Origin of the sequence: Acidovorax sp. (assembly GCF_046294525.1) — a bacterium.
Taxonomy (GTDB): domain Bacteria; phylum Pseudomonadota; class Gammaproteobacteria; order Burkholderiales; family Burkholderiaceae_C; genus Acidovorax.
This window is the reverse complement of the sequence record NZ_JBKBKQ010000031.1, coordinates 36761-47564: the sequence shown is the minus strand read 5'-3', so window position 1 is coordinate 47564 and position 10804 is coordinate 36761. Positions and strand designations below refer to the sequence as shown.

13 protein-coding genes are annotated in these 10804 nt (G+C 66.4%); 8 read left to right on the top strand and 5 right to left on the bottom strand.

The window, feature by feature from the left end:
- Positions 1 to 379: 379 nt before the first annotated feature.
- On the bottom strand, positions 380 to 835 hold the full coding sequence (locus ACK4HJ_RS20380; protein ID WP_409834952.1) for a hypothetical protein: 456 nt from the start codon (positions 833 to 835) through the stop codon (positions 380 to 382).
- A 39-nt stretch (positions 836 to 874) separates the two neighbouring features.
- On the opposite strand from ACK4HJ_RS20380, the gene ACK4HJ_RS20375 reads away from it, so the two are divergent.
- On the top strand, positions 875 to 2125 hold the full coding sequence (locus ACK4HJ_RS20375) for a multifunctional CCA addition/repair protein (protein WP_409834950.1): 1251 nt from the start codon (positions 875 to 877) through the stop codon (positions 2123 to 2125).
- Between the two features lie 69 nt (positions 2126 to 2194).
- Here ACK4HJ_RS20375 and ACK4HJ_RS20370 read toward each other — a convergent pair whose 3' ends face one another.
- Both ACK4HJ_RS20370 and ACK4HJ_RS20365 read right to left on the bottom strand, forming a co-directional pair.
- Entirely contained in the window at positions 2195 to 2836 is a 642-nt protein-coding gene (locus ACK4HJ_RS20370; protein WP_409834948.1) for an NrsF family protein, read from the bottom strand.
- The gene (locus ACK4HJ_RS20365; RefSeq protein ID WP_409834947.1) at positions 2833 to 3243 is read right to left on the bottom strand and encodes a sigma factor-like helix-turn-helix DNA-binding protein; all 411 of its coding nucleotides are present in this window, start codon (positions 3241 to 3243) and stop codon (positions 2833 to 2835) included. Before ACK4HJ_RS20365 ends, ACK4HJ_RS20370 begins: the two co-directional genes overlap by 4 nt.
- A gap of 213 nt (positions 3244 to 3456) precedes the next feature.
- On the opposite strand from ACK4HJ_RS20365, the gene ACK4HJ_RS20360 reads away from it, so the two are divergent.
- Genes ACK4HJ_RS20360 through ACK4HJ_RS20345 form a run of 4 tightly spaced genes read left to right on the top strand, consistent with a single transcriptional unit; the run spans position 3457 to position 5847 of the window.
- A complete protein-coding gene (locus ACK4HJ_RS20360; RefSeq protein ID WP_409834945.1) occupies positions 3457 to 3750 on the top strand; it encodes a DUF2282 domain-containing protein in 294 nt (97 codons plus the stop codon).
- Between the two features lie 3 nt (positions 3751 to 3753).
- Positions 3754 to 4605 carry a DUF692 domain-containing protein gene (locus ACK4HJ_RS20355; protein ID WP_409834944.1) on the top strand — a complete coding sequence of 284 codons (852 nt, stop codon included), beginning with the start codon at positions 3754 to 3756 and terminating at the stop codon, positions 4603 to 4605.
- Positions 4596 to 5351 carry a putative DNA-binding domain-containing protein gene (locus ACK4HJ_RS20350; protein WP_409834942.1) on the top strand — a complete coding sequence of 252 codons (756 nt, stop codon included), beginning with the start codon at positions 4596 to 4598 and terminating at the stop codon, positions 5349 to 5351. The genes ACK4HJ_RS20355 and ACK4HJ_RS20350 overlap by 10 nt, the downstream gene beginning before the upstream one ends.
- 13 nt (positions 5352 to 5364) lie before the next feature.
- On the top strand, positions 5365 to 5847 hold the full coding sequence (locus tag ACK4HJ_RS20345; protein WP_409834940.1) for a DoxX family protein: 483 nt from the start codon (positions 5365 to 5367) through the stop codon (positions 5845 to 5847).
- 12 nt (positions 5848 to 5859) lie between these two features.
- Here ACK4HJ_RS20345 and trxC read toward each other — a convergent pair whose 3' ends face one another.
- Positions 5860 to 6297, bottom strand: coding sequence for a thioredoxin TrxC (trxC, locus tag ACK4HJ_RS20340; protein WP_409834939.1), 438 nt, complete (start codon positions 6295 to 6297; stop codon positions 5860 to 5862).
- A gap of 225 nt (positions 6298 to 6522) precedes the next feature.
- Between trxC and otsB the strand changes: the two genes are divergently transcribed.
- The 3 genes from otsB to otsA are packed head-to-tail and all read left to right on the top strand — an operon-like array spanning position 6523 to position 10508.
- A complete protein-coding gene (otsB, locus tag ACK4HJ_RS20335; RefSeq protein ID WP_409834937.1) occupies positions 6523 to 7263 on the top strand; it encodes a trehalose-phosphatase in 741 nt (246 codons plus the stop codon).
- On the top strand, positions 7260 to 9068 hold the full coding sequence (locus ACK4HJ_RS20330) for a glycoside hydrolase family 15 protein (RefSeq protein WP_409834935.1): 1809 nt from the start codon (positions 7260 to 7262) through the stop codon (positions 9066 to 9068). Before otsB ends, ACK4HJ_RS20330 begins: the two co-directional genes overlap by 4 nt.
- Before the next feature lie 60 nt (positions 9069 to 9128).
- Positions 9129 to 10508, top strand: a complete 1380-nt coding sequence (gene otsA / locus ACK4HJ_RS20325) for an alpha,alpha-trehalose-phosphate synthase (UDP-forming) (RefSeq protein ID WP_409834933.1) — start codon at positions 9129 to 9131, stop codon at positions 10506 to 10508.
- Positions 10509 to 10538: 30 nt separating this feature from the next.
- Here the strand turns inward: otsA and ACK4HJ_RS20320 are convergent, their stop codons facing one another.
- Complete coding sequence (locus ACK4HJ_RS20320; RefSeq protein ID WP_409834931.1) at positions 10539 to 10733, bottom strand: DUF2905 domain-containing protein; 195 nt, start codon at positions 10731 to 10733, stop codon at positions 10539 to 10541.
- Between the last annotated feature and the right edge of the window lie 71 nt (positions 10734 to 10804).

Genomic DNA, 10804 nt, shown 5'->3' with positions numbered 1-10804 from the left:
CGCCGGGCAATTGCCCGCGCACAGCGCCTGCTGGGGGCGATCAATTCTCGAAAGCAAGGGCTGTCTTAGTTCGGGCATCACTACGGCACTGCCAGAACCGATTCGTGAAGAGCTTCCTTAGTCTCCTTATCGGCATCTTTGAGTCCCAACTCATTAATCACAGAGGTCAGCACCTTCTGATTCGAAGCGGGACGACTACTTGCTTCATCAAGGGCTAGAACGCCAAAAGATACTAGAAAAATAACTGAAGCAACTAAGAATTTACGCATTTAATTCAGATAAATTTTTACGTTAATAATCATTCCGCAGCGGCGAGATTTGTCTCAAATTGTATCAACTATGTCAATAGAATGCAAACTACCGCAGCTACTTTGCCAAGTTACCGAAACTGCTTGCGCAAAAACGCCTTGTGCCGCGCGATGTGGGCCAGCTGGGCGGGAGCGATGGAGCCGCCCAGGTCTTCGTCTTCCACGTTGAGCACCTGGTTGGCATAGGCCAGCGCACGGGCCACTACCTCTTGCTCAGTCACGCCCTGGGTGGCCGCCAGATCCATCGCGACGCGGCGCATGGCGCGCTGCGACAGCATCCACATGGCGCCGAAGGAATCCCATGCGGCGGCCATCTCCTTGAACTTGTCGTGTTCGGCCAGGATGTCGTTGAGCGGCTTGGCCAGGATCTCCTGCAAACCTTCCACCTGCGCCTTCAGGGCCTCGAACTGCGCCTCGCGCTGCAGGGCTTCGGCGGCTGCGTTGGCCGCTGCATCGGGCGCGGTGGGCACGGGCACGCTGCCGTCGGGGTTGAGCTGGGCGATGGTGAGGTCAGACGAGAGGGACATGGTGGCGGGACTATACGACCCTCGTCCTAAACTACGACGATGCAAATCTACATGGTGGGCGGCGCGGTCCGCGACAAGCTGCTGGGCCGGCCCGTGAATGACCACGACTGGGTGGTGGTGGGCGCCACGCCCGAGCAGATGCTGGCACAGGGCTACCTGCCCGTGGGGCGCGACTTTCCCGTCTTTTTGCACCCCCAGACGCGCGAGGAGTACGCCCTGGCCCGCACCGAGCGCAAGAGCGGGCGCGGCTACCGGGGCTTTGTGGTGCAAAGCTCGCCCGACGTGACGCTGGAGGAAGACCTCTCCCGCCGCGACCTTACTATCAATGCGATAGCTGCCAGCGCAGACGGGATAAGCGCTGGAGGCATTTTTGATCCATATTCTGGCGCTCGGGACATCGAAGCGCGGGTGCTGCGCCACGTGACGGACGCCTTCCGTGAAGACCCGGTGCGCATCCTGCGCGTGGCGCGGTTTGCGGCGCGCTTCACCGACTTCAGCGTGGCGCCCGAGACGATGCAGCTGATGCGCGAGATGGTGGCGCATGGCGAGGTGGACCACTTGGTGGCCGAGCGCGTGTGGCAGGAACTGGCGCGCGGGCTGATGGAGGAGCAACCTTCGCGCATGTTTGAGGTGCTGCGCGAATGCGGTGCGCTGCAAGTGTTGCTGCCCGAGGTGGCGCGCCTGTGGGGTGTGCCGCAGCGTGCCGAATACCACCCCGAGGTGGACACCGGCGTGCACCTGATGATGGTGCTGGACATGGCGGCGCGGCTATCGGCACCGCTCACGGTGCGCTTTGCCTGCCTGGCGCACGACCTGGGCAAGGGCACCACGCCAGCCGACGTGCTGCCGCGCCACATCGGGCATGAGGAGCGCAGTGCCGAGCTGCTGAAAGACGTGGCGGAACGCCTGCGCGTGCCTGTGGACTGCCGCGAGACGGCCGATGTAGTGGCGCGTGAACATGGCCATATTCACCGCAGCACCGATTTGTCTGCCGCTGCCCTGGTGCGACTGCTGGAGCGCTGCGACGCTATCCGCAAGCCCGCGCGGTTTGCCGACATCCTGCTGGCCTGCGAATGCGATGCGCGCGGGCGGCTGGGGTTTGAAGAGTCCGCCTACCCGCAGCGCCCCCGTTTGATGGCGGTGCTGGGTGCCGTGCAGGCTGTGGTCACGCGCGACATTGCAGCGCAAGCCGCCGCCAAGGGGCTGACCGGCCCGCAGGTGGGCGGACTCATCCACCGGGCTCGCGTGGCGGCGGTGGCGCAGTGGCTGGGCGCACAAGCCAGCCAATGACACTGCACACGCATCACACGCATCACATGCATCACACGCTGCACACGCCCGGCACGCAAGCACAACCGCCTACCAGCGCAGCAGGCGCGGCCCCAGCAGGGCGCCCAGCGCCGTGGGGATGGCCATGCCCGCCAGGTACCACACCGCCAGGAAGGGCGCAGCCATCTCCGGGCAATGCAGCGCGTACACCAACGCGCCCAGCGCACCGGCCAGCAGGCCCGCCCCTGCGCCCGCCCAGGCCAGGCGCGTGGGCGCTGCACCTTTCAGCGCCCAGAACCCGGCCACCAACGCAGGCACCGACAGCGCCGCGATATTGAACGGGCAGCTGAGCCAGGTGCTCCCCAGGATCAGCGGCAGCCGGTCTGCCGCAGGCACCTGCGCCAGTGCCACCAGGGCCAGGGCCCAGAGCACCAGCGGCGGCACGGCCAGCCACAGGGCGGCGTGCCCCACCGCCATGCCCGGGCGGGCCAGGCGGCGCAGCAGCGCCAGACCGGCGGCCGCCAGGGCGGCGGCAAATACCAGCTTGCCCCAGAACATGGGCAACGCCATCATCGCCGGCAGATCAGGGCGCAGGCCGAACAGCGCCAGCATCAATGCTCCAGCGCCGGCAACGCCTACGGCGCTGGCCACTGCAAACCGTTGCTCGATGGCGGTGCGCCGCACGGGCCGCTCATCCGCAGCCAGCAGGTGAATCAATTCATCGGTTTTCATGCCATTCCTTTGATCTTGGCAGCCAGGGCCTTGAGCCCCCGGTGCACGCCGACTTTGACGACCGACTCCGACAGCCCCGTGAGGCGGGCCGTCTCGACCACCGACAACCCTTCCAGCTTCACGTACTCGATCGGCAGACGCTGTTTGTCCGGCAGCGTCTGCAGCAGTTGCCCCAGATCGCGGCGCGCCTCGGCAGCCTCGCTGTCGCTGCTGGCAAACAGCTCGCCCGCATCGTCCAGCGGGTCATTGCGCGCCTCTTTGGCGGTATGCGAGCGCAGCCAGTCGCGGCGGCGCAAGAAGGCGCGCAGGTGGGCGCTCAACTCCTTCAAAAAGCGCTGGTAGGCGGCTGCATCGGCATCCAGCCCCTGCAGCAACAAGCCGCGCAGGCGCTCTTCCACTATCTCCATGGTGTCCCCCTGAAGGCAATTCGGATGCCGTGACGAATGGGTTACAGGCCCCACAAGAATTTTGGTGGCATGCCGCCACGATTTTTTGCGCAGTGCTGTAACCCCCTGGCTGCACAGCGCGAATTACAACGCAGATCGGGCCACGCAACGCGACCTCTTCGCGCCTGCCACCCGGTCGGATCCAACCTCTCTCAACCCTTGGAGAAACACACCATGACCACCCGCACCCTCAGCCTCGGCGCCCTCGCACTTGCTGCACTGACCTCTGGCGCCGCCATGGCCCAAACCAGCGCCGCCCCCATGGACGGCGCCAAGCCTGCCATGGAAAAGTGCTATGGCGTATCGATGGCTGGCAAGAACGACTGCGCCGCAGGCCCTGGCACCACCTGCGCGGGAACGTCCAAGATGGACTACCAGGGCAACGCCTGGAAGTTTGTGCCCGCCGGCACCTGCACCACCATCAAGACGCCCAAGGGCATGGGCTCGCTGGCACCTATCAAGGCCTGACCGATGACTGCGTGCACCCTCACCGCTGGCCTGGGGCTCAAGCCCCAGCACTACGGCGACGCGCTGCAATGCGGCGCCCCTGGCCTGTGGTGGGAGGTGCACCCGGAGAACTACCTCGCCGACGGTGGCCCGCGCCTGGCCTGGCTCGAAGCCATCCGCGCGCGCCACCCCGTGGCGTTGCATGGCGTTTCCCTGTCGATGGCGGCCGATGCACCGCCGGAGGCAGGCCACCTGGCACGGTTGGCGACGCTGGCACAGCGTATAGAGCCCGTGCTCATCTCGGAACACCTGGCATGGTCTGCCTGGCGCGGGCAGTACTTGCCCGACCTGCTGCCCTTTCCGCGCACGCAGGCTTCGCTGCAGCGCATCGCGGACAACATCGCGCGCACGCAGGACGTGCTGCAGCGGGCCATCGCCATCGAGAACCCCACGCACTACCTGCACATCGACGGTCACGACTGGGCCGAGACGGACTTTCTGGCCGAGCTGGTGCGGCGCACCGGCTGCACGCTGCTGCTGGACGTGAACAATGTGCACGTGAGCGCCAACAACCTCGGGTTTAGCGCACTCGACTACCTGGACGCCTTTCCGCTGCAGGCAGTGGCCGAGATCCACCTGGCGGGCCATCACGCCGACCCCGTGCATGGCCCTGACCTGCTCATCGACAGCCACGACGCACCGGTAGCGGCTGCGGTGTGGGCACTGTACGAACATGTCACTGCACGCACGGGCCCCATCCCCACACTGATCGAACGCGACGACCAACTGCCCGCCTTCAACGACCTGGTGGCCGAGCGTGATCGGGCCCACGGCGTGCTGGCCGCAGCGCAGCCTGCGGAGGCCGTATGCAACTGAGCGTCTTTCAAGACGGCTTCTCTGCCGCGCTGCTCGGCCATGCCGCGCCCACGCCATGGTTGCAGGCGCTTCAGGCCCAGCCTGGGTTTGCCGTGTACCGCAATACCGTGATCAAGGCCTGCATCGACGCACTGCAGGCCAGCTACCCCACCGTGTGCCAGCTGGTGGGCGAGGACTGGTTCCGCGCGGCCGCTGCAGTGCATGCGCGCGCGCACCCGCCTCGTGATGGTCGGCTGATGGACTATGGCGCTGGGTTTGCCGACTTTCTGGCCGGGTTTGCGCCCGCCGTCGCACTGCCTTATCTGCCCGCGGTGGCGCGCCTGGACCGCTGCTGGACCGAATGCCACCTGGCCGCCGACGCCCCCGCCGTGGACCGCAGCTGGTGGGCCCACCAACGCCCTGAGGACCTGGCCTCGTTGCGCCTGCGACCCCACCCTGCTGCGCGCTGGGCGTGGTGCGATGAGCACCCGGCCTACGCGCTGTGGCAGCACCACCGCGACCGCGCGCCGGTGCCACAGGCGTTGTCCTGGGAGGGCGATGGCGGCCTGTTGACCCGCCCAGGAGCTGCCGTGGCATGGCATGCGCTGCCTCGGGCCGGCTGCGTTTTTCTCAACGCCTGCGCCGCAGGCTTGGCACTAGAAGCCGCAGCCACCCAGGCACTGGCCGCCGGCCCGCACACGGACTTTGCACAGCTGCTGGGCACCTTGCTCGATTCCGGGGCGCTGTGCCATCCCACCAATACATGACTGTAGAGCGAACATGAACACCACCCCCACCTCGTTGACGACCTCCACTGGCGAAGTTCCAGGCACGCGCAGCTGGTTGGGACGGCTGACCGATGCTGCCGCCTGGCTCACCCCGCACAGCCTGCTGGCCCTGGTCAATCGCGTTGCTCTTGCCGGCATCTTCTGGCTGTCGGCCCGCACCAAAGTTGAAGGCTGGTTCACCATTTCCGACAGCGCCTATGCGCTTTTTCGCGACGAGTACCGGCTGCCCGTGCTGCCGCCCGATCTGGCAGCGCAGATGGCTACAGTGGCCGAACATGTGTTCCCAGTGCTGCTGTTGCTGGGCCTGCTCACGCGCCTGTCGGCGCTGGCCCTGCTGGGCATGACGCTGGTCATCCAGGTGTTTGTGTACCCCGACGCGTGGCCCACCCACCTGTCATGGGCGGGGCTGATGCTGTACCTGGCGGGGCGTGGCGCCGGCAGCGTGTCGCTGGACCGGGTGTTGCGCCTGCGCTGAGGCGCGGGGGTTTCAATCCACTGCGGTCTGTACCCAGCGTGCAATGTCCGCAGCGCCCAGAGCACCCGAGACGCGTGCCACCTCGCGCCCCTGCTTGAATAGGACCATGGTGGGAATGCTGCGGATGGCGTATCGCCCGGCCAGCGCCGGGTGGTCCTCGGTGTTGAGCTTGGCCAAGCGCACGCGCGGCTCCAGGTTCCGCGCAGCCTGGGCAAACGCTGGCGCCATCTGGCGGCATGGCCCGCACCAGGGCGCCCAGAAGTCCACCAGCACCGGAATGTGGCTGCGCGCAATGTGTTTGTCGAAGCTGGTGGCGTCCAGTTCCAGCGGCGCTCCTGCAAAAAGGCACTGGTGGCATTGCCCGCAATCCGGCGCCTTGCCCAGGTCGGCAGCCTTCACACGGTTGGTGGTGTGGCAATGGGGGCAGACGATGTGCAGGGCTTCACTCATGACAACAGATGGCAGGGCCGTAAGGTTGGAAAGAAAGGGGACCGACACCGGCGCCGCGTGATGGCGCCTTTGGCCTACGTGACAAAGGCGTCACGTCCTGGCCGGGCAAGAGGGTGCTGTCGGATATGGTGCAGGTTGCCCGGCGTTTTTTCAAGCACACACCAAGCGCGCAAAACACCCCGGTCCCTTACTGCGCTTTATTTCAATCTGCTATGGTTTTGCCCCATGCAGCTGCTGCCCCTTCTGACTCCTGCCCACGCTTTGTTCCTTGATTTTGACGGCACCCTCACAGAGATGGCGCCGCGCCCCGAAGCGGTGCGGATTGCGTCCGGCCTGGTGCCCACCCTCCACGCCCTGCACCACCACCTCGACGGGGCCCTGGCCATCGTCACGGGCCGCAGGGAGATGGACATCGACACCTTTCTCGCCCCGCTGCGCCTGCCCTTGGCGTCGGAGCACGGCGCCCAATACCGCCTGGGCGAAGGTCCCGCGCGCCCGGCCATTCAGCCGCCCGACCTGGCGCCCGTGCTGCACGCGGCCCAGGCGCTGGCCGCGCAGCACCCCGGCCTGGTGGTGGAACCCAAGCGCGCCAGCGTGGCACTGCACTACCGGCTGGCCCCGCATCTGGAGGAGCTGTGCCACGACGCCCTGCTGTACGTCATCCAGGGCCTGGAGGGGGTGGAGCTGCTGCGCGGAAAGTGTGTGTTCGAGATCAAGCCCCGCGGCATCCACAAGGGCCAGGCCATCATCGACTTCATGACCCAGCCCCCGTTTGCAGGGCGCATGCCCGTGTTCGTGGGAGACGATGTCACCGACGAGGCCGGCTTTGCCGCCGTGCAGTCGCTGGGCGGCTGGGGCATCAAGGTGGGTGAAGGCCCTACCGCCGCACAGCACCGCTGCATGACCCCAGCCGCCCTGCGCGGCTGGCTTTCATCCGCCAGAACCCAATGGGAGCGATCTGCATGAACACCCACGCCGCCACAGACCCCCAGCCCGGCTCGCTTGCACTGGGCATGATCGGCAACTGCGCGATCAGCGCGCTCATCGACAGCCAGGCCCGCATGGTGTGGTGCTGCCTGCCGCGCTTTGACGGCGACCCGGTGTTCAACGCCTTGCTGCAGCCGGGCGACGAGGGCAGCCACTTTGCTATCGAGCTGGAGGGCCTGGCCTCGGCCCATCAATGGTATGAGCCCAATACGGCGGTGCTGCGCACACAGCTTTTCGACAAGGCGGGGCACGGCGTGGAGATCACCGACTTTGCGCCGCGCTTCTACAGCCGTTCGCGCTACTTCCGGCCCATGACGTTGGTGCGCCGGGTGCGTGTCATCCAGGGTGCGCCGCGCATCCGCGTGGCGCTGAAGGTGCGCTACGACTGGGGCCGGAGCGCGCCCGAGATCACGCGCGGCAGCAACCACATCCGCTATGTGGGCGAGCACATGACGCTGCGCCTGTCCACCGACGCGCCCGTGTCGCATGTGCTGTCGGGCCAGGCCTTTGTGCTGACGCGCGAGCACAACTTTCTGCTGGGCGCCGACGAGACGCTGCACGACGGCATTGCCGACACCGCCCGCCTGTTTGAGCAGGAGACCACGTCGTACTGGCGCAGTTGGAGCCGCGCCTTGGCCGTGCCGCTGGAGTGGCAGGAGGCGGTGATCCGCGCGGCCATCACGCTCAAGCTGTCGCTGTACGAGGAAACCGGCGCCATCGTGGCCGCCATGACCACCAGCATCCCCGAGTCGGCCCACAGCGGGCGCAACTGGGACTACCGCTACTGCTGGCTGCGCGACGCGTTTTTTGTGGTGCGCGCGCTCAACAGCATCTCCGAAGTGGGCACCATGGAGGACTACCTGCGCTGGCTGAGCAACGTGGTGGTCGAAGGCGGCGACGGCCACATCCAGCCGCTGTACGGCATCGGGCTGGAGAAAGACCTGCCCGAATCCATCGTGCCGCAGCTGGCAGGCTACCGGGGCATGGGCCCTGTGCGCGTGGGCAACCAGGCGGCCGAGCATTTCCAGCACGACGTGTACGGCAACATCGTGCTGGGTTCTGCGCAGGCGTTCCACGACCACCGGCTGCTGCACCGTGCAGGCGTGGCCGAGTTCACGCGGCTGGAGCAGGTGGGCGAAAACGCGGTGCGCGTTTACGGCCAGCCTGACGCCGGCATGTGGGAGCTGCGCACCCGCGCGCGCGTGCATACGTCGTCCGCCCTGATGAGCTGGGCCGCCTGCGACCGGCTGGCCAAAGTGGCCGTGGCACTGCAGCTGCCAGACCGAGCCAACTACTGGCAAGCCCACGCCGACCGCATGCGCGCCGAGATCCTCGAAAAGTCGTGGAGCCCTGCGCGGCAGGCGTTTGCCGAAAGCTTTGGCGGCAATGAGCTGGATGCCAGCGTGCTGCTGATGGCTGAAGTGGGCCTGATTGACCCGAAGGACCCCCGCTTTGTGAGCACCGTGGAGGCCATGGAAAAAAGCCTGTGTGATGGCCCCTACATGCGCCGCTACGAGGCCGCCGACGACTTCGGAAAACCCGAGACAGCCTTCAACATCTGCACCTTCTGGCGCATCGACGCGCTGGCCCGCATCGGCCGCAAGGCCGAGGCCCGCGCCATTTTCGAAAGCATGCTCGCGGCGCGCAACCCGCTGGGCCTTCTGTCGGAAGACACGCACGCCGAAACCCGCGAGATGTGGGGCAACTTCCCGCAGACGTACTCCATGGTGGGCGTAATCAATGCTGCGGTGCGCCTTTCGGCGCCTTGGGACAGCGTGATTTGAGCCTGTATTCGAGGCTGTGTCCGACAACAATATGTTGCTCCTTGCAAGGATGATTGCAGGATGAGCAGACTTGTCGTGATATCGAACCGGCTGGCAGACCCCCGCAAACCCGCCGCCGGTGGCCTGGCCGTGGCGCTGGGCGAGGCGCTGAACCAGACCGGTGGCCTGTGGTTTGGATGGAGCGGCAATGTGCAGGAGGACGGCACCCCCGGCGAGGGCGAGTTGCACACGCGCCAGGCCGGCCCCGTGACTCTGGCCACGGTGGACCTGTGCGCCGAAGACCACCACACCTACTACCACGGCTACAGCAACAGCGTGCTGTGGCCGGTGTTCCACTACCGCCTGGACCTTGCGGACTTCAACGCCAGCTACATCGCGGGGTACCGGCGGGTGAACCACCTGTTTGCCCGCAAGCTGCTGCCGCTGCTGCGCGACGACGACACGATCTGGATTCACGACTACCACCTGATTCCGCTGGCGGCGGAGTTGCGCGCCATGGGCTGCAAGCAGCGCATGGGATTCTTCCTGCACATCCCCATGCCGCCGCCGCTCATCATGGCGGCCATCCCGCAGCACGAGTGGCTCATGCGCTCGCTGTTTGCATATGACTTGGTCGGCCTGCAAAGCGAAGCCGACGTATCGCACTTCAAGCGCTATGTGCGCAACGAAGGCAGCGCGGAAGAAGTGGACGACACGCGCGTGCGCGCCTTTGGCGCCACTGTGGCCGTGCAGGCCTTTCCCATCGGCATCGACGTGGATGAGTTCACCCGGCTCACCCACGCCAGCGATGCGATGGAGACCTACGAAAACATGCGTGCCGAGTACTCGCGCCGCAGGCTGCTCATGGGCATTGACCGGCTGGACTATTCCAAAGGCATTCCCCAGCGCGTGCGCGCCTTCCGCGAGCTGCTGGACCGCTACCCCGAAAACCGTGACAGCGCCACACTCATCATGATCGCGTCACCCACCCGCGACGACGTGAACGCCTACGCCGACCTGCGCCAGGAGCTGGAAGGCCTGTGCGGATCGGTCAACGGCGACTATGGCGAGTTGGACTGGATGCCGGTGCGCTACATCCACCGCATGGTGGCCCGCAAGCGCGTGCCGGGCCTGTGCCGCGCCGCCGCCGTGGGCCTGGTCACGCCGCTGCGCGACGGCATGAACCTGGTGGCCAAGGAATATGTGGTGGCGCAAGACCCGGAAGATCCCGGCGTGCTGGTGCTGTCGCGCTTTGCAGGCGCTGCCGAGCAGCTCAAGGAAGCATTGCTCGTCAACCCCTACGACACCCAGGGCATGGCCGACAGCATTCAGCAGGCGTTGCAGATGCCGCTGGCCGAGCGGCAGGCGCGGCACCAGAAGCTCATGGCACGCATCCGCGAGCACGATGTGCACTGGTGGCGCAGGAGCTTTTTGACCGCGCTGCGGGCCGCAGGCGACTGAAGGCCGCGGCGAACCTGCGGCTGGCGCGGCTCAGAGCCACTTCGCCAGCAGGCTCACCACAAAACTCAGCAGCAGGGTGGACGCGAGCGGCACGTCCCAGTCACGCCCCGCCCACCGGAACCGCAGATCCCCCGGCAGGCGCCCGAAGCCCATGCGGCGCAGCAGCGGCGAGAGCCAGCTGATCAGCATCAGGGCCAGGAAGATGACGAGGAACCAGCGGATCATGGTGGCGCAAGTGTAGGCGCAGCGGTTTACGCATGGGCCGGCATCGCGCGAGAATGCGGCACGGCAGGCGC